The organism is Pseudomonas sp. HY2-MNA-CIBAN-0224 (assembly GCF_040310285.1).
In the GTDB taxonomy this organism is placed as follows: domain Bacteria; phylum Pseudomonadota; class Gammaproteobacteria; order Pseudomonadales; family Pseudomonadaceae; genus Aquipseudomonas; species Aquipseudomonas helleri.
Genome location: NZ_JBEOPQ010000002.1, coordinates 113,319 through 137,403 on the forward strand (window position 1 = coordinate 113,319; position 24,085 = coordinate 137,403).

The window sequence follows — 24,085 nt, forward strand, 5'->3', positions numbered from 1 at the left end:
CCTAAATTATTCTGCCAGGGAGGCTTGAACAGGAACGGCCGCAGCCGCATTGCCGGGCTCAAAGCCACCGCCCAGGGCTTGCATCAGTTGAATCGAAAGCGTGATCTGCTCGGCATTCAGGTCAGCCAGCTGGCGCTGTGCCTGGAGCAATTGCTGCTCGATGCTGAGGACATCCAGGTAACTGCCGATGCCGGATTCGTAGCGCTGCAATCCCGAGTCATACGACTGCTGGACAATATCAGCCGCACGCTTCTGAGTACTGACCTGCTCGCTCATGGCGTTCAATTGCTCGAGGGTATCGCTGACATCACCGAGGGCGGCCACCAGGGTCTTGTTGTACTGCGCGACGGCCAGGTCGTAATTGGCGTCTTCGGCATCCAGCCCGGCACGCAGACGGCCGCCGTCAAAAATCGGCAGTGAAATGGCCGGGGCGATGTTCATAAAGCGGCTGGCCGAACCAAACAGCGCATCGCCCAGCAACGACTGAGTCCCGGCAGCGGCACTCAAGTTGAGGTTGGGGTAAAAACGTGTTTTGGCTGCGGCAATATTTTTACTCGCCGCCTCGACCCGCCAGCGTGCCGCCACAATATCGGGGCGACGGCCCAGCAACTCGGCGGGCAACGTGCTTGGCACGGCCACGGCGGCGGGGGTCAAAATCTGCGGACGGGCAATTTCGAAGCCACGGTCCGGCCCTTTACCCAGCAACACTGCCAGGGCGATATGAGCGCTCTTGACCTGTTTCTGTGCATTGATCACCTGCTCCTGGGAGCTGGCTTCCAGGCTTTCGGTCTGCTGATACTGATAGTGGCTGTCGATACCGGCCTGCAACCGCTGCTTGCTCAAATCGAGCATTTTGCGGGTGCGCTGAAGGTCATCTTTCGACAGATCCAGCACGCTGTAGGCATGCCCCAGATTGCTGTAGGCCTTTGCCACATCGGCCGCCAGGGTCAGGCTCGCAGCGTGGCTGTCGACTTCGGCTGCGCGGGCTTCGCCCAAAGCCGCTTCCCAGGCATCCCGCTGGCCGCCCCACAGGTCGAAGGTGTAATTGAAGGCCAGACCGATGTCACGCACCGTGTCATAACGACCACCCTGGCCGGTTGGATCCTGGGAGCGTGACAGGCGCGAGCGCGTCACATCGGCCTCGGCGTCCAGCGTCGGCATGCGTGCCGCATTGGCAGCGCCGGCGGCGGCAGTGGCCTGATGCACACGGGCACTGGCTATCTGCATGTCCGGGCTGTCACGCAATGCCTCGTCGACCAAGCCATTCAACTGGCTGTCGCCCAAGCGCTTCCACCAGTCCTTTTGCGGCCAGGCTGCCGGGGTCACATTGATGCCCTTGAGGGCTTGAGCGGACTGGAGGCTTTTCGCATCCAGGCGCGCGCCTTCGGTGGTCAAACCGCTGTAGCTGGCACAACCTGCCAACGCAAGGGACACACACATCAGGCTTAAGCCTGTTCGTAATGCTCTGTTGCTCATTTTTCACCCAAGCGCTGGATAGTGATCGGATCACCGGCCGCCAGCAGTATTTTTTTAAGGATCTGTTCCAGGCTTTGCAGTTCTTGTGGGCTGATTGCACCCGCCAATTGATTCATGGCATCAGCGCCAATCGTCGGGAGCCGATCTGCCAGCGCCTGCCCGTCTTCAGTCAGCACAAGACGTACCTGGCGCCTGTCGGCGTCAGAGCGTTGGCGAATCAAAAGACTCTTTTGCTCAAGGCGATCGAGCATGCGCGTCATCGAGCCGCTGTCCAGTGACAAGTGGCGGCACAGCTCGGCCGGAGTATCGACAGCAAATTGCGCCATGATGATCAGCACCTTGAACTGCGCAGCAGTGATGCCGTAAGGCTCCATGTGCGTGTCGATGATGCGGTCTTTAAGCAAGGCTGCACGCCCCAAAAGCAAACCCAGGGTGCAGTTTTGAAAAGTATCGGGCTGGAAGTGTTTCATCAGGACACCAGAAAGCTGCCTAGGCAGGAATGTAACCAAATACTACTGCTTAGGCAGCTAATGTCAAGATTATAAATAGCAGGCTAACTATTGAGATGTAGGAATGGGTTATCGCTACTGCAGGAGATCAGTCTTCGCGTAGCGCGCAGACCGCCGAGAATCGACAGCAACCCCCTATCGATGCCCTCTCCTTTGGGAGAGGGGGTCCTTAGATCAAGATCAAAAGATCGCGAGCAAGCTCGCCCCTACAGGTCTTGTGGCGCACATTGGCGACTTAAGACTGAGCGGGCACGCCGCTGTGGAAGCGGAATTCAACATCAGGGGTTTCAATAAGTTCTTGCTCGGCCGCCCTCACCCGCTCGATGACCAGAGCAATGTCTTTGGCGTCGCCGTATTGATAAGCCAGTTTCAAATAGCCCTGAAAATGGCGGGCCTCACTTTTGAGCAGACCGTAGTAGAACTTGCCGAGTTCTTCGTCCAAATGCGGCACCAGCGCTTCGAAACGCTCGCAACTGCGCGCTTCAATAAACGCCCCGACCACCAAGGTATCCACCAGCTTTACCGGTTCATGGTTACGCACCACTTTGCGTAAACCCGAGGCGTAACGGCCCGCCGACAATTGGCGCAATTCGATTTTGCGCTTTTTCATCAAGCGCATGACCTGCTCGTGGTGCACCAGCTCTTCACGGGCCAGGCGCGACATCATATTGATCAGGTCAACGTGGGAGTGGTACTTGGCGATCAGGCTCAACGCCGTACTGGCGGCCTTAAATTCGCAGTTTTTGTGGTCGATCAGCAGGGTTTCCTGATCGGCCAATGCAGCAGCGATCCAGCCGTCAGGGGTACGGCAACCCAAGAACTCATGGATTTCAGGAAGGTTCATGCACGCACTCCCGAACAGTGGAGATTGCACAACGGGCCGAACGTGTTTTGAGGTATCGCTGACATGAGGCTCACAAAGGCTGGACGAGGCGAAAGGCGCCGATTATACGGGCCATGTGCCACAGCACCAACCGCGCAGCTTGATATGCATCAACGTCCGCATTACCGATGAGCAACTATAGTGTTCGCATCCCCCCTTATTGCACATGGAGTGAACGGTCATGCAAACCATACGTAGCCTGTTGGTCGTCATCGAGCCCCATCTGATGGAAAGCTTCGCCCTCAAGCGCGCCAAAGAAATCGCCAAAGCCTCCAAAGCCCATCTGCACCTGTTGATCGGCGACAAAGAGCACGACCACTCAGCTCTGCTCAATGTCCTGACCAACAGCCTGATCACCGAAGGCTACAGCGTGACGTCACGTCAGGCGTGGCACGACAACCTGCACACCACCATCATCAAGGAGCAGCAAATCGAGGGTTGCGGGCTGGTGATCAAGCAACACGTTGACGACTCCATCCTGAAAAAAATCCTGCTCACCCCCGAAGACTGGAAACTGCTGCGCGACTGCCCTACCCCGGTCTTGCTGGTCAGAACCACCAAGCCCTGGAGCAACGGCGTGGTGCTGGCCGCCGTCGACGTAGGCAACGGCGACGAAGACCACATGGCGCTGCACAAAACCATCATCGACCAGGGTTTTCGCATTGCCAGCCTGACCCACGGCGAACTGCACGTCGTCAGCGCGCACCCGGCGCCCACCCTGGCGGTGATGGATGCGGCTTACCCGATCGACACCGAATACGAAGCCAGCTTTCGGGCGGCCAGCAAGGAGTTCCAGCGCCGCTTCGAAATCAGCGACGAGCGCATGCACATTAAAGAAGGCCCGGCAGACATCATCATTCAGCAGGTCGCCAGAAAGCTCGACGCTGTGGTGACGGTAATCGGTACTGTGGCGCGCACCGGCTTGTCAGCAGCCTTGATCGGCAACACTGCAGAAATCGTGATCGACAAGCTTGAGTCCGACGTTCTGGTGCTCAAGCCAGAAGACATCGTCAAGGAACTGGAACAAAAAGTGTAGGAGCGAGCTTGCCTCGCGATCTTTTGCTCGTTTAAAGATCGCGAGGCAGCGGGCCGGGACCTATTGCCCCATCGCATCCTTGAGAAAGCCCGGGGCGATGTAGCGCTCGTAGTGCGCTTCGGACAAGAGGAAAAATTCCCGATCAATGGCGTCACGCAACTCCGGCAGCCCCCAGTCACGAAACTCCGGCAACAACACCATCCCGTACATCTCCAACTGATTGATCACCCGGGCGCCACGGGCTATCAGCTGGTACGCCCAGCAATATTCAGACTGCTTCTCTACGAAACGTATTTTTCGGGTAATCAACTGATTGCGCAGCGCCGGCGGGTCGAACACCTCGACCTTGGCCGCCATGACCTGCACTAAAAGCTGTTCGAGCCGCAGCCAGACAGCGCGTTTTTCGTCCTCGTTGTAACCGTTCCAGTGGATCACTTCGTGGTGGAAACGCTTGCAGCCACGGCACACGAGGTCTCCGTAAACCGTTGAGCACAGGCCGATACAAGGGGTCTTGATGGTTTGGTTGGGCATGGCGAAATAGAGCACTGCAGAGTGAAACAGACGGCCATGTTAGCCCTTTGTCTAACGCAGATCACCCCTCAACCTTCAGGGCCTAACTTACCTTTAACAAGTTTTTGCCGTAGAATCAGCCTGCCTTTTAAGGCGCCAATGTCCGTTGGAAGCTGTTTTCAAAGCGTCACGAGCACAGTTGATCCTGAAGAACGGTGTTGGTGCGGGGTGTTTGCACGGCAAGTGCCCCCATCAACCTTCATCATCCCGCCGTTCGGATGGCGTAAAACTTTGAAAACAGCTTCTGTTGGGAATCCTTGAAACTCTGGCTAAGCGGCTCAAAAAGCCCTGCAGCGCATGAGTACCTGGCATTCCTGGATGAGCGTCCCGGACACCCATTTGGGACCAATGATGAGGGTAATAACTGTGCTTGAAGCCTACCGCAAACATATCGAAGAGCGCGCAGCCCTGGGTATCGTTCCCCAGCCGCTTAACGCCGAACAAACTGCAGGCCTGGTTGAGCTGCTGAAAAACCCGCCTGCCGGCGAAGAAGAATTCCTCGTTGACCTGATCACCAACCGCATTCCACCTGGTGTTGACGAAGCTGCCTACGTAAAAGCCGGCTTCCTGGCCGCCATCGCGAAAGGTGAAGCAACCTCCCCCCTGATCACCAAACAACGCGCTGTTGAACTGCTTGGCACCATGCAAGGCGGCTACAACATCGTGACCCTGGTTGATCTGCTGGACGACGCAGAGCTGGCACCGGTTGCCGCTGCGCAACTCAAGCACACCCTGCTGATGTTTGATGCCTTCCACGACGTCGCTGAAAAAGCCAAAAACGGCAATGCTCACGCTAAAGCCGTGATTGAGTCCTGGGCTGACGGCGAGTGGTTCAAAAACCGCCCGACACTGGCAGACAAAATCAGCCTGCGCGTGTTCAAGGTTACCGGCGAAACCAACACCGACGACCTGTCGCCTGCACCAGACGCCTGGTCGCGCCCGGACATCCCGCTGCACGCCCTGGCCATGCTGAAAATGGCCCGTGACGGTATCGTGCCGGACGTTCAAGGCTCCATCGGCCCGATGAAGCAAATCGAAGAAATGCGCGGTCAGGGCTTCCCTATTGCCTACGTCGGTGACGTAGTCGGTACCGGTTCGTCGCGTAAGTCGGCCACCAACTCCGTACTGTGGTTCTTCGGCGACGACGTTCCTTATGTTCCGAACAAGCGTGCAGGCGGCTTCTGCTTCGGCAGCAAAATCGCTCCAATCTTCTACAACACCATGGAAGATGCTGGCGCACTGCCAATCGAGTTCGACGTCAGCAACATCAACATGGGCGACGTGATCGACCTGTACCCGCACGCTGGCAAAGTGTGCAAGCACGGTACTGACGAAGTCATCACCACCTTCGAACTGAAAACTCCCGTTCTGCTGGACGAAGTTCGCGCCGGTGGCCGTATCCCGCTGATCATCGGCCGTGGCCTGACCGAGAAGGCTCGTGCCGAGCTGGGTCTGGGTCCTACCGATCTGTTCAAAAAGCCTGAAGCACCTGTTGAAAGCACCAAGGGTTACACCCTGGCGCAAAAAATGGTTGGCAAGGCGTGCGGCGTGACTGGCGTTCGTCCAGGCACTTACTGCGAGCCGAAGATGACCACCGTAGGTTCTCAGGACACCACCGGTCCAATGACCCGTGACGAACTGAAAGACCTGGCGTGCCTGGGCTTCTCCGCTGACCTGGTAATGCAGTCGTTCTGCCACACCGCGGCCTATCCAAAGCCGATCGACGTCACCACGCACCACACCCTGCCAGACTTCATCATGACCCGTGGCGGTGTTTCCCTGCGTCCGGGCGACGGCATCATCCACAGCTGGCTGAACCGCATGCTGCTGCCTGACACCGTCGGCACCGGTGGCGACTCCCACACTCGCTTCCCAATGGGCATCTCGTTCCCTGCCGGTTCGGGTCTGGTAGCGTTCGCTGCAGCCACTGGCGTAATGCCACTGGACATGCCGGAATCGGTTCTGGTTCGCTTCAAAGGCGAAATGCAGCCGGGCATCACCCTGCGTGACCTGGTACACGCCATTCCTTACGTCGCTATCCAGAAAGGCCTGCTGACGGTCGAGAAGAAAGGCAAGATCAACGAATTCTCGGGTCGCATCCTGGAAATCGAAGGTCTGGACAACCTGAGCATCGAGCAAGCGTTCGAACTGTCCGACGCCTCGGCAGAACGTTCGGCGGCTGGCTGCACCATCAAGCTGTCCAAAGAATCGATCACCGAATACCTGAACTCCAACATCACCCTGCTGCGCTGGATGATTGCGGAAGGTTACGGCGACGTGCGTACCCTTGAGCGTCGCGCTCAAGCGATGGAAGCCTGGGTTGCCAACCCTGAGCTGATGGAAGCCGATGCTGACGCCGAATACGCGCACATCATCGAAATCGATCTGGCCGACATCAAAGAGCCTGTGCTCTGCGCACCCAACGACCCGGATGACGCCCGTCTGCTGTCCAGCGTTGCTGGCGAGAAAATCGACGAAGTGTTCATCGGTTCGTGCATGACCAACATCGGCCACTTCCGCGCTGCGGGCAAGTTGCTGGACAAGGTCAAAGGTCAGCTGCCTACCCGTCTGTGGCTGTCGCCTCCGACCAAAATGGACGCTCACCAACTGACCGAAGAAGGCTACTACGGCATCTACGGCAAAGCCGGCGCACGCATGGAAATGCCAGGCTGCTCGCTGTGCATGGGTAACCAGGCACGCGTTGAGCCGAACTCCACCGTGGTGTCGACGTCGACCCGTAACTTCCCGAACCGTCTGGGTGACGGTGCCAACGTTTACCTGGCTTCGGCTGAGTTGGCGTCGGTGGCTTCGATCCTGGGTCGTCTGCCTTCGGTTGAGGAATACCTGGCTTACGCAGCAGAGATCAACACCATGGCAACGGACGTGTACCGTTACCTGAGCTTTGATCAGATCGCTGAATTCCGTGAGTCGGCAGCCAATGCCAACATCCCGGTCATTCAAGCGTAAGCTGATGCCGTAACGAAAAAGCCCCGGTTCTCTTACGAGAGCCGGGGCTTTTTCTTGCCTGCGCTTCGGGCTTTACAGCAGTGGCGCTACCACCTGCTGTTCACGTGGCCAGGCATCCAGCACCGCCTTGCACAGCGTGGCCAGCGGGATCGCAAAAAACACCCCCCAAAAGCCCCACAATCCGCCGAACAGCAAGACCGCACAAATGATGGCCACCGGGTGCAAACTCACCGCCTCAGAGAACAGCAATGGCACCAGCACGTTGCCGTCCAGGGTCTGAATGATCCCGTACACCGCCATCAGGTAGATAAACTGGTCGCTCCAGCCCCACTGGAATAACGCAATCAGCATGACCGGCACCGTCACCACCACCGCGCCCACATACGGCACCACCACCGACACACCGACCAGCAACGCCAGCAAGGCCGCGTAGTTAAGACCCATGGTCACGAAGGCGATGTAAGTCACGCCGCCGCAGATGATGATCTCGATCACCTTGTCGCGAATGTAGTTGGCGATCTGCCGGTTCATTTCCTCGGCCACACGGGTAATCAGCGCACGCTCGCGAGGTAAATAACCGCGAACCCAACGACCAATCAGCGCACGGTCTTTCAGGAAGAAGAACACCAGAATCGGCACCAGTACCAGATAGATCATGATGTTGACCAGCATCGGCAAACTGGACAGCGAGAAGGTCAGCGCCAACTGGCCAAACTTGCCGATCTCACCGCGCGCCACCTCGATGGCTTGCAGCACCTGCTCGTCCGACACCAGATGCGGGTAACGCTCAGGCAGCAACAGCAGCAGCGACTGCCATTTGGCCAGCATGCCCGGCAATTCATTGAACAAGGTGATCAACTGGTGCCACAGCAAGGGCACGACCACGATCATAAACACCAGCAGCAGCCCCATAAACAGGGCAAACACCAGGCCGACCGCCGCCCCTGCGGGCACTCGCAAGCGCTCAAGCGCCACTACCAGGCCCTGCATCAGATACGCCAGCACCATGCCGGCCAACACCGGTGCGAGCATGCCGCCCAAGGTCAGCACCGCCGTAAAGGCCAGCACCAACAACACCGCCAGCACCACGGCCTCCTCATCAGAGAAGTAGCGCTGCACCCAATTTCGTAACACGTTGAACATCGAAATTCCTTAAGAGAAAGCGACGCCCGGCCTCAGGCCTTGCGTAACCAGTAGCGATAGGTGCCAGAATCTTCTTCTTCACGCAGCAGCTCATGCCCTGCCAGACGTGCGAAAGCCCGAAAATCGCGTAGCGAACCGGCGTCCGTCGCGATGACTTTCAAGGTCTGCCCTTGGGCCAGACGGTTAAGCTCCAGCTTGGCCTTGAGCAACGGCAGTGGGCAACTCAGGCCACTGGCATCCACTAGCGCATCATGCGCCAACGCATCAGTCATCTCTTACTTCCTCAGGCATGCCTATGGGTGGCATTTTTTAGCTCGCTAGAATACCCCAAGCAGACCGCCACTGGTCGCCAGCCGAGTGTCCAGCTACAGTAAGCGCTTTATTGATTAGAGCTTTGTGCATGAATTTTCTGCGCCCGACCCTGTTGACGCTCGCTTGCCTGCTCGCATCACCGAGTTTCGCAGACGATTTACCGTCTTTGGGTGACGCCAGCTCGGCCATCGTTTCTCCGCAGCAAGAGTATCAACTCGGCCGTGCCTGGTTGAGCATGCTGCGCAGTCAGGTGTCGCAGCTCAACGACCCGCAACTCAAGGACTACGTCGAAACCAGCGTCTACAAACTGGTCGAAACCAGCCAGGTGCAGGACCGTCGTCTGGAATTCATTCTGATCAACAGCCCGCAGCTCAACGCCTTCGCGGCGCCCGGCGGGATTATCGGGGTCAACGGCGGGTTGTTTCTCAACGCCCAGACCGAAGGCGAATACGCCTCGGTACTGGCCCACGAACTTGCTCACTTGTCGCAGCGCCACTTTGCCCGCGGCGTAGAAGCCCAGCAACGCATGCAACTGCCCATGATGGCGGCCCTGCTCGCCGGTATTGTGATCGCCGCCTCGGGCGCCGGTGACGCCGGTATTGCCACCATCGCCGGCACCCAGGCAGCGGCCTTTCAGGAGCAACGGCGTTTCTCGCGCCAGAACGAGCAAGAGGCTGACCGCATCGGCATCCTCAACCTTGAAAAGGCCGGTTACGACCCGCGCTCCATGCCCACCATGTTTGAGCGCTTGATGCGCCAGTACCGCTTTGACGCCAAGCCGCCTGAATTTTTGCTGACTCACCCGGTGACCGAGTCGCGTATCGCCGACACCCGCAACCGCGCCGAACAGGCCAAAATCGGCGGCACCGAAGACAGCCTGCGCTATCAACTGATTCGCGCCCGGGTCCAGCTGCAATACGAAGACACGCCGGGCTTGGCCGCCAAGCGGTTCCGCCAGCAACTGGATGAAAACCCAAAAAATGACGTCGCCCGTTATGGCCTGGCGATTGCCCAAATCAAGGGCAGCCAGTTCAACGAAGCCCGCACCACCCTGAAGCCGTTGCTGGACAAGGCGCCCAACGACATCACCTACAACCTGGCGCAAATCGAGCTGGACATGGACAGCAACCGCCTGGCCGATGCCCAGCAGCGGGTCGACAGAATGCGCACGCTGTACCCTGGCAACTACCCGTTGAATCAGGTCCGGGTCGACTTGCTGCTCAAGCAAAATCGCCCGGCCGATGCCGAAAAAGCCCTGGACGCCTTGCTCAAAAGCCGCCCGGATGACCCGGACGTCTGGTATCAGGTAGCGGAAACACGCGGCTTGTCGGGCAACATCATTGGCCTGCACCAGGCCCGCGCCGAGTACTTCGCCTTGATGGGCGACTACCGTCAGGCCATCCAGCAAATCGCCTTTGCGAAAAAGCTCACCAACAACTTCCAGCTGTCGTCACGCCTCGATGCACGCCAGCGCGAGCTGATGGATCAAGAGCGGGCGATCAAAGACATGATGAACTGATTAACAGCGCATCACTCCTTCGTGTGGGAGCGGGCTTGCTCGCGATTCTGGCAGCTCGGTCTATCAGGTTGACCGCGTTGATCCCATCGCGAGCAAGCCCGCTCCCACAGGTTGGTGAAACCTTTAGGCGTTACCCGCCAGTTTCAAGCGCGCGGCCTGGGTGAAATCCAGCATGCGTTTGAGCGGGCGAACGGCGTGGGGCACCAGAGCCGGGTCGACAAAGATCTCGTTTGTGCCCTTTTGCAGGCACTCAAGGGTGCGCTCCAGGGTGTTCATGGCCATCCACGGGCAATGCGCGCAACTGCGACAGGCCGCGCCGTTACCGGCAGTCGGGGCTTCGATAAAGACTTTGTCCGGGCACAACTGCTGCATTTTGTAAAAAATGCCGCGGTCGGTAGCGACGATAAAGGTTGTGTTCGGCAGCTTTTGCGCAGCGGCAATCAGTTGGCTAGTGGAACCCACCGCGTCTGCCAGTTCAATCACCGACTCCGGCGACTCCGGGTGCACCAAAATCGCGGCGTCCGGGTACAGCGCCTTCATGTCTTCCAGTTGCTTGGACTTGAACTCTTCGTGAACGATGCAAGCACCGTCCCACAGCAGCATGTCTGCACCGGTCTGACGCTGGATGTAACGCCCCAAGTGCTTGTCCGGGCCCCAGATGATTTTCTCGCCGTTGTCCATCAGGGTTTCGACGATTTCCAGTGCGCAACTGGAGGTCACCACCCAGTCGGCCCGTGCTTTAACGGCCGCCGAAGTGTTGGCGTACACCACCACGGTGCGCTCGGGGTGTTGATCGCAAAACGCCGAAAACTCTTCAACCGGGCAGCCCAGGTCCAGCGAGCACGTGGCCTCAAGGGTCGGCATCAGCACGCGTTTTTCAGGGGTCAGGATTTTTGCCGTCTCCCCCATGAACCGCACGCCTGCCACCAAAATGGTCTTGGCCGGGTGGGCAGCGCCAAAACGCGCCATTTCAAGGGAGTCAGACACGCAACCACCGGTTTCTTCGGCCAGGGCCTGGATCACCGGGTCACAGTAGAAGTGCGCGACCAGTACCGCATCACGCGCTTTGAGTTCGGCAGCAATGGCTGCACGTAGCGTCGCCTCTTGCTCGGCAGTCAAAGGCGTTGGCTGCTTGGCATCGAGGTGGGCTTGGACCAGAAGTCGTTCAGAAATTTGCGTCATGTTCGCAAGACCTGCAAGCGCTAAGGCGCGAAAGTCGAGTGTACCACCGGCTCCGGACTGTCGAGTCCCGCCGGGAGAATGTGTGTTATCAGGCACGGACCAGCTATCAAGCGCGCTAAGGCTACAGAATAAGCTTGCGATTCAAAAGTTTAATGTTGGTTTTGCCCATGCAGGCAAGGCGCCGATGCGGGCTGGCAAACCCGCATCGGCCGGGGGCGGGTCAGTTTATTTAAGCGCTGCCAGCACGTGCTCTGCCACCGGGCCACCCGAGGCCGGGTTCTGCCCGGTGATCAAACGTCCATCGGCGATAGCGAACGGCGCCCACGGAGCGTCAGCCTTTTCATAGTGAGCGCCGCGTTTGCCCAATTCGGTCTCGGTGAGATACGGCACCACATCAGCCAGACCGGCCAGGGTCTCTTCCTCATTGGAAAAGCCGGTAACCCGCTTGCCCTTGATCAGTAACTCGCCATTGGACAGCTTGATATTGAGCAAGCCCACCGCTCCATGGCACACCGACGACACCACCCCGCCGTGCTCATAGATGTGGCGGCTGATCGCCTGCAACTGCGTGTTGTCCGGGAAATCCCAAATCACCCCATGCCCACCGGCATAATAAATCGCCGCGTAATCGTCAGGATTGATCTCGTCCGGTTTTAGTGTGGCGCCCAGGCGGTTCATGAACGCCTTGTCGTGATACCACTTCCAGTCAATCTCCGAGGCCATGTCCTTGGCCAGGCTGTGCGGATCAATCGGGGTGTAACCGCCTTGCGGGCTGACGTAGTCCACGGCATACCCGGCGGCCTCGACCTTGTGCACAAAATGCACGGCCTCACCCAGCCATAAACCCGTCGCGCGATCCAGATTGGGGTACTTCTCGACGCTGGTCAGTACCACGAGTATTTTTTTGCTCATCGCTGTCTCCTGTCAGAACGACGGGCCATACGGCCCTCGAGCTGTACGACATGCTTACGTACAGAGTCAGGAGCATAGACAAGCGCTTGCAGGCATTAGTGCCGTGCATCCAAAGCACCTGTCCATTCATCAGTTGGCATTCCAGCCGCCCCCCAGCACTTTGTACAACGTCACCCGGTTGCTCTGCTCGGCCAGCCGCAGGGTGATCAGGTCTTGTTCGGCGCTGTACAGCGAGCGCTGGGTCACCAGGGCTTCGAGGTAGCTTTGCGAGCCACCCTGATACAGGGCCTGCGACAGCTCATAGCTGGTGCGGCTGGCCTTGGTCAGCGCCAATTGGGCAGCCAGACGCTGATCCAGAGTGCTGCGCACAGCCAGAGCATCGGCCACTTCGCTGAAGGCGGTCTCCAGGGTTTTCTGGTAGGTCTGCACCTCAATGTCGCGGGCGACTTTGGCGGAGTCCAGCGCAGCCCGATGGCTGCCGGCGTCGAAAATCGGCAGGCTGATACTCGGCGCAAAGTTCCATGCGCCGCTACCGCCGCTGAACAGGCTCGACAGGCTGGAGCTGGCCGACCCCGCCCCCGCCGTCAGGGTAATACTGGGGAAGAACGCGGCGCGGGCCGCACCGATATCGATGTTGGCCGACTTGAGCGTGTGCTCGGCCGCCAGCACGTCGGGGCGACGCTGCAACAGGGTGGAGGGCAATTCCCCCGGCACCTGCACCAGCATCGCGACCGACTGCAAGCTGTCGCCGGGCAAGTATTGCGCCGGGATGGCACTGCCGACCAACAGACGCAAGGCATTCTGGTCTTGCAGGACCTGGCTGGCATACACACCGACGTCGACCTTGGCCGCCTCCACGGTGGTTTGCGCTTCAGACACCGCCAAACCGGCGGCCCCGCCCAGTGCATGGCTGCGTTGAGTCAGGTCGTAAGTGGCCTGCTGGCTGACCAGGGTTTGCCGGGCCAACGCCAAGCGTTCGTTGTCGGCCGCCAGGGTCAACCAAGCGATGCCGACTTCGGCCACCAGGCTGATCTGTGTGCTGCGCCGGGTTTCGGCCAGCGACAGGTACGCTTCCAGCGCCTCGTCCTCGAGGTTCTGCACGCGGCCAAACAGATCCAGCTCGTAGCTGCTCAGGCCCAATTGGGCGCTGTAATCGTGGCTGGTGGTGCCGGACGTTCGACTATGGCTGCCACTTACGCTTGCGTCGATCGCCGGTAAACCTGCCGCGCGCTGGATGCGGTACTGCGCCTGGGCCTTTTCAATGTTCAGGGTCGCCACCCGCAAGTCGCGGTTGTTGGTCAACGCCAGCGCCTGGAGGTGCGCCAGGCGCGGGTCGGTAAAAAACTGCTGCCAACTGATGTCCGCCGCGGCTTGGCCGTTGGGCACGGCGGTGCCCGGCAGCCATTGCTCATCGACCGCAGCCTGAGGGCGCTCATACGTGGGCGCCAGATTGATGCAACCGCTGAGCAGCGCCAAGGCTGCCAGCAAGGGCCAACGAAAACGACTCATGCGTCACCTTTTGGGTCAGGGGTGCGAACGCGACTGAAGCGGCGGCGAATCAGCACGAAAAACAGCGGTACAAAGAAGATGCCCAACAGCGTGGCGCTGAACATGCCGCCCAGTACCCCGGTGCCGATGGCACGGCGCCCGGCAGAACCTGCGCTCGTACTCAGCGCCAGGGGCAAGACACCAAACATAAAGGCCAGTGAGGTCATCAGAATCGGTCGCAGGCGCTGACGCACCGCGATCAGGGTGGCCTCGATCAAGCTATTGCCCTGCTCATGCAGGTGCTTGGCGAATTCCACAATCAAAATCGCGTTCTTCGCCGCCAGGCCCACGGTGGTTAGCAACCCCACTTGAAAGTACACGTCATTGCTCAACCCGCTGTAGCGCGTGGCCAGCACCGCGCCCACGACACCTAGCGGCACCACCAGCATCACCGAGAAAGGCACTGACCAGCTCTCGTAGAGTGCAGCCAGGCACAGGAACACAAACAGCACCGATATCCCGTACAGCAACGGTGCCTGCGACCCCGACAAACGCAGTTGATAAGACTGCCCGGTCCACTCGTAGCCGATGCCTTCGGGTAACTGCTGGATGATGCTTTCCACGGCGTCCATGGCCACCCCGGAGCTCACGCCCGGCGCGGGGTCACCCACCACTTCCAGCGACGAACTGCCGTTATAGCGCTCGAGCAATGGCGAGCCGTAACTCCACGAAGTGCTGGCAAACGAAGAGAACGGGACCATTTCATCGTTGCTGTTACGCACAAACCAGTGGTCCAGGTCGGCGGCCTGCATGCGCGCGGTCGCCTCGCCCTGCACGTAGACCTTTTTCACCCGGCCCTGGTTAAGAAAATCGTTAACGTAAGTGCCGCCCAGCGCGGTGGACAAGGTGGCGTTGATGTCGCTGGTGCTCAGGCTCAAGGCGCCCGCCTTGCGATCATCAATGTTGACCTTAAGCTGCGGCGTGTCGTCCAGGCCGTTGCTGCGCACGCCTTGCAGGCGCGGGTCTTTTTGCGCCAGTTCGATAAATTGCTCGCGCGCCGCCACCAACGCGTCATGCCCCAGCCCCGCGAGGTCCTTGAGCTGCAAATCGAACCCGGAGCTTTGCCCCAACCCGCGCACGGCAGGCGGTTGCATGACAAACACGTTGGCATCGCCAATGCTCGACAACGCCTCGGTCGCCCGCTGCGCGATAGACGCGGCGTCCTGACCTGCCCCCGTGCGCTCGCTCCAGTCCTTGAGCCGGATAAAGGCCCGGGCCGAGTTCTGGCTGTTGCCGCCCATGCCCAGGCCCGAGATGCTGATCAGCGCTTCGACTTCCGGCTGCTCGAGCATATAGCCCTCGAACTGCTTGAGCACCGCCTGGGTACGGTCATCCGTTGCGCCCACGGGCAACTGCACTTGGGCCATCAAGATGCCCTGGTCTTCATCGGGCAAAAATGAGGTCGGCAAGCTGGCGTAACCGGCCGCCATGGCGGCGATCACCAACAGGTACACCACCAGGCTGCGGCCACCCCGGCGTACGATCCCTCCTACGCCTTTTTGATAAGCCTCGGCGCTTCGCTCAAAGGTGCGGTTGAACCATCCGAAGAAGCCGCTAGCAGCAGCGTGCCCTGTGGCATCGGAAGGCTTGAGCAAGGTCGCACACAGCGCGGGCGTCAGGGTCATGGCCACCAGCACCGAGAGCACCATGGCCGAAACGATGGTCACCGAAAACTGCCGGTAAATGATCCCGGTTGAACCCCCAAAAAACGCCATGGGGATAAACACCGCACTCAGCACCAATGCGATGCCCACCAGTGCGCTGGTGATTTCGGCCATCGATTTGCGCGTGGCTTCCAGCGGCGAAAGCCCCTCTTCGCTCATCACCCGCTCGACGTTTTCTACCACCACAATCGCGTCGTCCACCAACAGGCCGATGGCCAATACCATGGCGAACATGGTCAAGGTGTTGATCGAATAGCCGAACAGCGCCAGCACCCCGAACGTGCCCAGCAAGACTACCGGCACCGTGATGGCCGGGATCAGCGTGGCGCGTACATTTTGCAAGAACAAAAACATGATCAGCACCACCAGCACGATGGCTTCGCCCAACGACTTGACCACCTCTTCGATGGACAGGCTGACGAACGGGGTCGTGTCATAGGCGATCACATTTTTGAGCTGCATTTCGCTCGGGTAAAACGGCTGAAGCTCGGCGAGCCTGGCCTTGACGGCCTCCCCGACCTTAAGCGCATTGGCGCCCGTGGCCAGCTGTACGCCCATTGCGGCGGCGGGCTTGCCATTGAGGGCTGAGTTCACGTCGTAGCTGTCACTGCCCAGTTCAACCCGCGCCACCTCACCGAGCAACACCACCGCGCCCGTGCTGTCGGACTTGACCAACACATTGCGAAACTCTTCGGCGGTCTGCAATTTGCTGCGCGCACTGATCGTCGCATTCAGTTGCTGCTTGGCCACGGCTGGCAACGCCCCGAGCTGGCCCGCCGACACTTCGGTGTTTTGTGCCTCCAGCGCGGTGATCACATCCGAGGGCATCAAGGCGTATTTTTCGAGCAGCGCCGGGTCCAGCCAGATGCGCATGGCGTAGCCCGAACCGAGGGTTTGCACCTCGCCGACCCCGTCGATCCGGGCAATCGAGTCAAGCAAGGTGCTGGAGATGTAATCGCCAATTTGCGTGCCGGTCACGCTGGGGTTGTCGGACGCGAGGGCTGCAATCATCAAGAAGTCTGAGCCGCCCTTGGTCACGGTCAGGCCTTCGCTCTGCACCGAGGCGGGTAGCCGCGACTCCACTTGTTGCAGCTTGTTCTGCACCTGCATCTGCGCCACGTCTGGGTCGGTGCCGGCATCGAAGGTCAAACTGATACTGGCGCTGCCCGCCGAACTGCTGGACGCCGACATGTAGGTGAGCTTGTCGAGCCCGGTCATTTGCTGCTCGATGATCTGGGTCACCGAGTCTTCAACGGTCTTGGCCGAGGCGCCGGTGTAGGTCGCAGAAATGCGCACGGTGGGCGGTGCGATGTCCGGGTATTGCTCCAGCGGCAACTGACTGATCGACATCGCCCCCGCGAGCATGATGACGATGGCGATCACCCAGGCAAAAATCGGCCGGTCGATAAAAAAGCGCGCCATGCTCAGTTCCCCTGCGCAATCGCGGTGGGTGCCACGGCGCGTGGCACGCCCCGGGCGTCACTGTTTTGCGCCAGCACCTCGGCGCCGACCCGAACCTTCTGCCCGCCTTCGATAATCACTTGGTCACCCGCATTCAACCCGGCGCTGACCCACCACTGGTTACCCACCGCCCGGTCAATCGCCAGTACCCGTTGCTCAACCTTGCCGTTGACTACCACCAGCACCGAGGTCACGCCACTGGCGCTTCGGGTCACGGCTTTTTGCGGTATCAAAATGGCCTTGTCATCGCTGGCCAGCTCCAGCACCGCGCGCACATACATGCCCGGCAACAACAGGTGCTCAGGGTTGGCGAACACGGCGCGCAGGGTTACGGTGCCGGTGCCTTGGTTGACCGCGACACCGCTGAACTTGAGGGTACCGGCATGGTTGTAGGGGCTGCCATCATCGAGCGTCAGCAACACCGGTGCTTCGCCTTCGGCGCTATTGCCTTGCAACGCACCGCTGGCCAGGTCGCGCTTGAGGCGCAGCAACTCAGTGGTCGATTGGGTGATATCGACGTAGATCGGGTCCAGTTGCTGCACTGTGGTCAGCGCCGTGGTTTGCGCGGCGACCAGCAACGCGCCGGGGGTGACGGTCGAGGTTTCGATACGGCCGCTGAGCGGCGAGGTGATCCGGGTATAGCCCAGATTGATCCGGGCCGTGTCGACCCCGGCTTGCGCCACCTGCAACTCGGCCTGGGCCGTGAGCAAGCTGACTTGGGCATCTTCGTTGTCTTGCTGGCTGATGGCGTCAATTTTTACCAACGCCGCATTACGCGTGGCCGTGGCCTGCGCCGACTTGAGCGTGGCGCGGGCCTTGCTCGCTGTCGCTTGCGCCTCGGCCAGCGCGGCCTTGTACGGCGCCGGGTCGATTTGGTACAGGGCCTGCCCGGCCTTGACCTCGGCGCCCTCGACAAACAGCCGTTGCTGGACAATTCCGCCTACCTGCGGGCGAATGTCAGCCAGCATAAAAGCCTGGGTACGCCCAGCCAGTTCGGTGGTCAGCGCCTGACGTTGCGGCTGCACCGTCATCACCTGGACTTTCGGGGTTTGCGCCACAGGTGGGGCATCGCCTGCCGAGCAGCCGCCCAAGGCAAAAAGAACCAGCACGGCAACCACCACCGCGGCGGTTACCAGAGATTTAGCAAAAAGTTTGGTCGACATAGCGGCCTCTGCAAGTGGGGTGGCTCAAGCCATGCGCCATCGTGCGAGGCAAATGTGCAGGAAATTTGAAGATTGCCCACACGCCTTGAATCTTCGGCCAGCGGGGGCCTAAATGAGCAGGCCATTCACTGACAAGCCCGAGCCCATGAAGCTGAGCATCTCCACCAAACTGTTTATTGCGATTCTCGCCAGTGTGCTCTTAGTCATCCTGAGCATGGGCCTGGCCACCAGTTGGAGCTTCGGCCGCGGCTTTCTCGGCTACCTCAACGAACAGGCCCTGGAACGCATGGCCCCGGTGTTGCCACGGTTGGCCAGCGCGTATGAACGCGAAGGCAGTTGGGAGTTTCTGCGTAATAAACCTGACCGCTGGTTTGAGGTGATGCGTCCGGAGCCAGAAGATGAAGTGCGCACCCGCGACCTTAAAAACCCGCTGCCGTCCGACCTCACCGGCGCGTTATTTCGTATTGCCTTGCTCGACCAGCACAAAAAAAGGGTCACCGGTTACCCCTCGATCGGTGACGACGCCCTGCTGCGCCCCATCGACGTGGGCGGCAAAACCGTCGGCTGGCTGGCCGTGACGCCCTTTCAAAGCGTGACCGAGGCCGGGGGCGAGCGTTTTCAGCAGTATCAATTGCGCACCAGCCTGGCCGTGGGGGTGCTGTCGTTGCTGCTGGCGATGCTGATTGCCTGGTGGATCGCGCGCACCTTGCTCGACCCGGTCAAGCGTGTGGCCGCCGCCACCCATCGGCTGGCCCAGGGCGAATACAGCAACCGGGTGGCGGTGTCGTCCAACGATGAAGTGGGCCAATTGGCCCGGGACTTCAACCAACTGGCCTTCACCCTGGAGCGCAATGAAACCATGCGCCGCGAATTCATGGCCGATGTGTCCCACGAGTTACGCACGCCACTGTCGATCTTGCGCGGCGAGCTGGAGGCCATCGAAGACGGTGTACGCAGCCTTGATCACGCCTCGATGAAGTCTTTGCAAGCTGAAGTCGGGATGCTCAGCAAATTGGTAGATGACCTGTATGAACTCTCGTTGGCAGACGTGGGCGCATTGACCTATCGCAAGAGCGAATGCGTACTCAATGACGTGCTGGAGGAATCACTGGCGATGTTTCAGGAGCGCTGCAACGCTGCGCAATTGCACATTGATATGGAACTGCCTGCACCACCGCTGGTGCTCGAAGCGGACGCAAAGCGCCTGCAACAACTGTTCAGCAACCTGTTGGAAAACGCCGTGCGCTACACCGACCCCGGCGGCCGGGTGGAAATCCGTGCCAGCCAGGAGGACGATGCCGTGTGCATCAGCATCATGGATTCCGCGCCCGGTGTTGAACCCCAGCAACTGCCGCGGCTGTTTGAGCGCTTCTACCGTGGCGAAGCCTCGCGCAACCGGGCCAGCGGCGGCGCCGGGCTGGGTTTGGCGATCTGTCACAGCATTGCCCTAGCCCACGGCGGCAGCCTGACAGCCGACCACTCCCCGCTGGGCGGCCTCTGGCTGAACCTGCGGCTACCCCGCAAAGGGTGATTCATGAGCATTCTGATCGTCGAAGACGAACCCAAACTGGTCGCCCTGATGCGCGATTATTTATCGCTCGAAGGCTACCCGGTCCATTGCCTGGGCAACGGCCTTGAGGTGGTGCCGTGGGTTCGCGCGCATTCGCCACGCTTGATCTTGCTCGACCTGATGTTGCCGGGCCGCGATGGCCTGGACATCTGCAGGGAACTGCGCAGTTTTAGCGCGGTGCCGATCATCATGATCACCGCACGTGTTGAAGAAGTGGACCGCTTGCTGGGGCTGGATCTGGGCGCCGATGACTACATTTGCAAACCCTTCAGCCCACGGGAGATGGTGGCCCGAGTCAAAGCGATACTGCGCCGCAGCCCGCACCTGGAGACCGTGGCGCAAGCGCGTATCGAGATCGACGAAAGCCGCTACAGCGCTGCTTTTGATGGTGTGCCGCTGGACCTGACGCCGGTTGAACTGCGCCTGCTCAACACCTTTGCCCGCGCTCCGGGCCGGGTGTTCTCCCGCGACCAGTTGCTCGACAAACTGTATTCCGATCACCGGGTGGTCACCGACCGCACGGTCGACAGCCACATCCGCAACCTGCGGCGCAAGCTTGCGCAGGCGTGCCCCGCAGAGGACCCGATCCAGTCGCTGTATGGCGTGGGCTACAAGCTGGAGCTTTAAAGCGACTCATTGAACAGCGCAAAACTCGCAAGATGTTGCCGGGCGTTTTGCAGCGCCGTGGCCACCGCCTCTTCGCCAAATACCAGCCCTTCTAGATAAACAAAGTGGATGTCAGACAGCCCAAGCATCGTGAAAACTTCGCGCAAGTAGTCGGTCAGGAAGTCACGCTGTTTGGCCCTCGGCCCTTGATGAAAGCCACCCGAACCCACCAACACGTAAACCGGGCGAGAGGCGAGCAAACCGGTTTTGCCGTCTGGCCCCGAGCTAAAGGTGCGATGGATGCGCAACACGTAGTCAATCCACAGCTTCAGCGATGCCGGAACCGTCAGGTTGTGCATGGGCGTGCAAACAAACACGACATCGCTGCGCTCCAGCTCCTGAATCAATGCTTCGGACACATCAAACACTGGCGCATCGAACGCTGTGGGCTTGGTCAACGCCGCGCCGTACTCAATGTTCAACGGGGGCAAAGGTTGTTCTGCCAGGTTACGTTCGATCAGTTCCAGATCCGGGTAACGTTGGCGCAGGCGCTGCAGTTGCTCGTGCGCCAGTTGTCGGGCGTGGGAAAAATCACCGTGAGGGCTGGCGTTGATCAGCAGTGCGGTTTTCATGGGTGGGCCTCGCTCAGTTTTTCGGTGAAGTGCATACCACGGGCCAGCAGCCCCTGACGGAAGTAAAAGCGCTGGGCCAACGCCATGTGCAGCCCTGTATCCAGTACAAAATGATCGCAACCGCGTCGAACGGCTTCCTCGCGTACGGCGTTCAATAACGTGGCGCCCACGCCAGAGCCTTGCATCTGCGGGCTGATCACCAAGTCATCAACGTAGATAAAGCGGCCATAGATCAGGTTTTCAAGTTCGCGATAGCCGGCCAATCCGACCATGCCTTGGCCGTTGCTGATCGCCAATAAACGGTAGCCCTGCCGGGCCTGCCGCGACAATTGCGCGGCATAAGCGTCCGGGTCAGATAAATGCGGACGCAACACGCGCATCAGATCAAAACTGGCGTGTTGGTCTGCGGGGGTTTCCAGAAGCTGAAAGGTGTAGTCCATGCTCGTCTGCCCTCTGTAAAAGTTGGCTTACTTTAGGGACATAACGGCACAGGTCACAGATCCAAAAAATGCCTTCAGGACTGGGCCATAGAAACGTCAGAGCCTCCAATGCGTGTTCTATTCAGACGAATAAACGTGGCAAGGATGCCTTGTTGAAATCCGCGTCTATAATCTGCCGAAAAAATCCATGGAGGAAACGCTGTGACCATTGCGCTGCATCTCTTAGTCATCATTCTTTCGTTGGGTCTTGTCCGCTACTTGGGCCCCAAATGGCTGATCCCCATCGGTATTGTCTGGTCCGCGGTGACGGTATTCACTCTTTTTTGGCCCCCCCTTATCGCTCTTCAATTGAGTGTCATCTGGGCGACGGTCTGGCTGTTGAAAGCCCATGCAGCTAAGTCCCGGCAGGACGAAACGTCCAGACAACCCGCATCCGGATCCAGCGCAGTGTTGACCGACAACAAAGCGATGCCGCAGACCAGGGCCTATCAGGACAGCATTAAATCCGGTGAAATTAACTGGCGCCCCGACGAACCCGCTGAAGAGCCGCACACTCACGCGAGCCTGGACCACGACTATCACCAGCAAGAAATCATGGCCGCCACCGGCCAAATGCTGGCCTCGCGCAAGCTTGAACAGGATCACATCGAATCGATACTGGCACGGGCCGAAAAGCACCATCAAACCGCGCTCAAGTTGCTTGAAGACGAGTCGTTCAAACGAGGATATGAGGAGGCGTACGCCATGTATGAGGCACTGCTTCGGGGGGAAAAAGCTGCAACTGCGTCCATTCCCTTTACTGATTTCAGCCGCCCCGACACGCATGTTGTCAAACCGGTGGACGATGCCATTCAGAACACGTTTGAAAGCTCCGCCAATGAATACTCGGCGTTTTTGAAAAATACGGTTGTGCGCTTACAACAACGCAAAGGTCTGCGTGAGCTGTTTGAAAAAGAGATGCTCATCGCAGGCGGTTCGCAGGTGCTGAACCGGATCAAAAGCTTTGAAGCCGGGGACGAATGGCGCTACGCGGACCGCCGCAAGAAGGTACGCGGCACACTCGCTGACCGACAATTAAAAGCCTGAAAGGCGCTAGGGCCTCACCCATGGGTGAGGCCCTGACATCCGTCAGCTACATCAACACTCACTGCCAACGCTTGAACAGCACGCTCGCATTGACCCCGCCAAAGCCGAAGCCATTTGAAATCGCGTATTCAATCGCCAGCTTTTGCGCCTGCCCGCGAACCAGGTTGAGCCCGGCAGCCGCAGGGTCCGGCGTCTCAAGGTTCAGGGTTGCCGGGGCGATCTGGTCGCGCAAGGCCAGCAAGGTGAAGATCGCCTCGATGCCACCTGCCGCGCCCAGCAAGTGCCCGGTTGCTGATTTGGTGGCACTGATGGCAACGTCGGGGTTGTCGCCAAACAGACTATTGATGGCGGCCAACTCGCCTTTGTCACCCACTGGGGTCGAAGTGGCATGGGCGTTCAAATGCTGGATCTGCGCCGGGGTTATACCGGCCTGCTTAATCGCCTGCTCCATGGCCCGCCGCGCACCTGAGCCATCTTCCGGCCCGGCGGTCATGTGGTAGGCATCGGCACTGGTGCCATAACCCACCAGTTCCGCAATCGGCGAGGCGCCTCGGGCCAGGGCGTGCTCCAGCTCTTCGATCACCAGTAAACCGGCGCCCTCGCCCATCACAAAACCGTCGCGCGCTTGATCGAACGGGCGTGAGGCACGCTCAGGGGTGTCGTTGAAACCGTGGGACAACGCCCGCGCCGCCGCAAAACCACCCAGGCTCACACGATGGATGCACGCTTCGGCGCCACCACACACGGCCACGTCCACTTCACCGGCACGAATCATCCGCGCCGCATCGCCAATCGCCTGCACACCGGCAGCACACGCCGTGACCGGGGCGCCCAGCGGGCCTTTGAGGTGATGCAGAATCGACACATGCCCGGCCGCCAAGTTGCACAGAAACGACGGGATGGTGAACGGTGACAAGCGGCGCGGGCCCTTGCTGTCAGCGGTGCGCACCGCCTCGGCAATGGCCGGAAACCCGCCCACACCGGACGCGATAATCGTCGCCGTACGCTCTTGCTGCAGTTCGGTTTGCGGCGCCCAGCCCGCTTGCTCCAGCGCTTCTTTAGCGGCGGCAAGTGCAAACAGAATGAAGCGGTCCATCTTGCGCTGTTCTTTAGCGGGGATCAGCGCGTCGGGGTCAAACCCGGCGTGCGGGTCCTGATCACGGTCCAGCACCTGACCGCCTATGCTGACGGCCAAATCACCGACCAGCGCTTCAGGCAGTCGACGGATCCCGGACTGCCCTGCCAGCAAACGGCTCCAGGTTTGCTCGACCCCACAGCCCAGCGGGGTCACCGCGCCCATGCCTGTCACAACAATGCGTCTATTCACGATGGCTCACTCCATAAATTTTGCTTGGTAGCGGTACAGTGACGAAACTATCATTATGAAAGTAACATCAGTGAGCAAA

20 protein-coding genes are annotated in these 24,085 nt (G+C 59.7%); 6 read left to right on the forward strand and 14 right to left on the reverse strand.

What is annotated here, in order from left to right:
• Nucleotides 1–6 precede the first annotated feature (6 nt).
• The 3 genes from AAEZ03_RS02410 to AAEZ03_RS02420 form a co-directional block, all read right to left on the reverse strand.
• Nucleotides 7–1,476, reverse strand: a complete 1,470-nt coding sequence (locus AAEZ03_RS02410; RefSeq protein ID WP_350575714.1) for an efflux transporter outer membrane subunit — start codon at nt 1,474–1,476, stop codon at nt 7–9.
• Nucleotides 1,473–1,946, reverse strand: coding sequence for a MarR family winged helix-turn-helix transcriptional regulator (locus tag AAEZ03_RS02415; protein ID WP_048387277.1), 474 nt, complete (start codon nt 1,944–1,946; stop codon nt 1,473–1,475). The genes AAEZ03_RS02410 and AAEZ03_RS02415 overlap by 4 nt, the downstream gene beginning before the upstream one ends.
• A 274-nt stretch (nt 1,947–2,220) precedes the next feature.
• The gene (locus AAEZ03_RS02420) at nt 2,221–2,829 is read right to left on the reverse strand and encodes a MiaE family protein (protein ID WP_123750069.1); all 609 of its coding nucleotides are present in this window, start codon (nt 2,827–2,829) and stop codon (nt 2,221–2,223) included.
• 220 nt (nt 2,830–3,049) lie between these two features.
• Here AAEZ03_RS02420 and AAEZ03_RS02425 point away from each other — a divergent pair, with 220 nt between their 5' ends.
• Complete coding sequence (locus AAEZ03_RS02425) at nt 3,050–3,904, forward strand: universal stress protein (protein ID WP_048370426.1); 855 nt, start codon at nt 3,050–3,052, stop codon at nt 3,902–3,904.
• Nucleotides 3,905–3,964: 60 nt separating this feature from the next.
• Here the strand turns inward: AAEZ03_RS02425 and AAEZ03_RS02430 are convergent, their stop codons facing one another.
• A complete protein-coding gene (locus AAEZ03_RS02430; protein ID WP_048370428.1) occupies nt 3,965–4,435 on the reverse strand; it encodes a DUF1289 domain-containing protein in 471 nt (156 codons plus the stop codon).
• 405 nt (nt 4,436–4,840) lie between these two features.
• Here AAEZ03_RS02430 and acnB point away from each other — a divergent pair, with 405 nt between their 5' ends.
• Entirely contained in the window at nt 4,841–7,441 is a 2,601-nt protein-coding gene (gene acnB, locus AAEZ03_RS02435) for a bifunctional aconitate hydratase 2/2-methylisocitrate dehydratase (RefSeq protein ID WP_178110150.1), read from the forward strand.
• Nucleotides 7,442–7,513: 72 nt separating this feature from the next.
• Here acnB and AAEZ03_RS02440 read toward each other — a convergent pair whose 3' ends face one another.
• Both AAEZ03_RS02440 and AAEZ03_RS02445 read right to left on the reverse strand, forming a co-directional pair.
• Complete coding sequence (locus AAEZ03_RS02440) at nt 7,514–8,584, reverse strand: AI-2E family transporter (protein ID WP_350575719.1); 1,071 nt, start codon at nt 8,582–8,584, stop codon at nt 7,514–7,516.
• A 32-nt stretch (nt 8,585–8,616) separates the two neighbouring features.
• Complete coding sequence (locus AAEZ03_RS02445) at nt 8,617–8,856, reverse strand: sulfurtransferase TusA family protein (RefSeq protein WP_048370433.1); 240 nt, start codon at nt 8,854–8,856, stop codon at nt 8,617–8,619.
• 128 nt (nt 8,857–8,984) lie between these two features.
• On the opposite strand from AAEZ03_RS02445, the gene AAEZ03_RS02450 reads away from it, so the two are divergent.
• On the forward strand, nt 8,985–10,415 hold the full coding sequence (locus AAEZ03_RS02450; RefSeq protein WP_048387271.1) for a M48 family metalloprotease: 1,431 nt from the start codon (nt 8,985–8,987) through the stop codon (nt 10,413–10,415).
• A gap of 123 nt (nt 10,416–10,538) precedes the next feature.
• Here AAEZ03_RS02450 and nadA read toward each other — a convergent pair whose 3' ends face one another.
• From nadA to AAEZ03_RS02475, 5 genes are all read right to left on the reverse strand, one after another.
• Nucleotides 10,539–11,597, reverse strand: coding sequence for a quinolinate synthase NadA (gene nadA, locus AAEZ03_RS02455; protein ID WP_123750061.1), 1,059 nt, complete (start codon nt 11,595–11,597; stop codon nt 10,539–10,541).
• Between the two features lie 225 nt (nt 11,598–11,822).
• On the reverse strand, nt 11,823–12,509 hold the full coding sequence (locus AAEZ03_RS02460) for a type 1 glutamine amidotransferase domain-containing protein (protein WP_123750060.1): 687 nt from the start codon (nt 12,507–12,509) through the stop codon (nt 11,823–11,825).
• Nucleotides 12,510–12,638: 129 nt separating this feature from the next.
• A complete protein-coding gene (locus AAEZ03_RS02465; protein ID WP_123750059.1) occupies nt 12,639–14,018 on the reverse strand; it encodes an efflux transporter outer membrane subunit in 1,380 nt (459 codons plus the stop codon).
• Nucleotides 14,015–17,143, reverse strand: a complete 3,129-nt coding sequence (locus tag AAEZ03_RS02470; RefSeq protein WP_350575726.1) for an efflux RND transporter permease subunit — start codon at nt 17,141–17,143, stop codon at nt 14,015–14,017. Before AAEZ03_RS02470 ends, AAEZ03_RS02465 begins: the two co-directional genes overlap by 4 nt.
• A gap of 2 nt (nt 17,144–17,145) precedes the next feature.
• A complete protein-coding gene (locus AAEZ03_RS02475; protein WP_350575728.1) occupies nt 17,146–18,345 on the reverse strand; it encodes an efflux RND transporter periplasmic adaptor subunit in 1,200 nt (399 codons plus the stop codon).
• A 112-nt stretch (nt 18,346–18,457) separates the two neighbouring features.
• Here AAEZ03_RS02475 and baeS point away from each other — a divergent pair, with 112 nt between their 5' ends.
• Nucleotides 18,458–19,876, forward strand: coding sequence for a sensor histidine kinase efflux regulator BaeS (gene baeS / locus AAEZ03_RS02480; RefSeq protein WP_350575731.1), 1,419 nt, complete (start codon nt 18,458–18,460; stop codon nt 19,874–19,876).
• Between the two features lie 3 nt (nt 19,877–19,879).
• A complete protein-coding gene (locus tag AAEZ03_RS02485) occupies nt 19,880–20,542 on the forward strand; it encodes a response regulator (protein WP_350575734.1) in 663 nt (220 codons plus the stop codon).
• Here the strand turns inward: AAEZ03_RS02485 and AAEZ03_RS02490 are convergent.
• Both AAEZ03_RS02490 and AAEZ03_RS02495 read right to left on the reverse strand, forming a co-directional pair.
• The gene (locus tag AAEZ03_RS02490) at nt 20,539–21,153 is read right to left on the reverse strand and encodes an FMN-dependent NADH-azoreductase (protein WP_048387259.1); all 615 of its coding nucleotides are present in this window, start codon (nt 21,151–21,153) and stop codon (nt 20,539–20,541) included. The two genes, AAEZ03_RS02485 and AAEZ03_RS02490, sit on opposite strands and share 4 nt — an antisense overlap.
• Nucleotides 21,150–21,593, reverse strand: a complete 444-nt coding sequence (locus tag AAEZ03_RS02495; RefSeq protein WP_350575738.1) for a GNAT family N-acetyltransferase — start codon at nt 21,591–21,593, stop codon at nt 21,150–21,152. Before AAEZ03_RS02495 ends, AAEZ03_RS02490 begins: the two co-directional genes overlap by 4 nt.
• Before the next feature lie 201 nt (nt 21,594–21,794).
• On the opposite strand from AAEZ03_RS02495, the gene AAEZ03_RS02500 reads away from it, so the two are divergent.
• On the forward strand, nt 21,795–22,679 hold the full coding sequence (locus AAEZ03_RS02500) for a hypothetical protein (RefSeq protein ID WP_350575741.1): 885 nt from the start codon (nt 21,795–21,797) through the stop codon (nt 22,677–22,679).
• A 58-nt stretch (nt 22,680–22,737) separates the two neighbouring features.
• On the opposite strand, the gene fabF is transcribed toward AAEZ03_RS02500, so the two are convergent.
• On the reverse strand, nt 22,738–24,006 hold the full coding sequence (gene fabF / locus AAEZ03_RS02505) for a beta-ketoacyl-ACP synthase II (protein ID WP_278939570.1): 1,269 nt from the start codon (nt 24,004–24,006) through the stop codon (nt 22,738–22,740).
• Between the last annotated feature and the right edge of the window lie 79 nt (nt 24,007–24,085).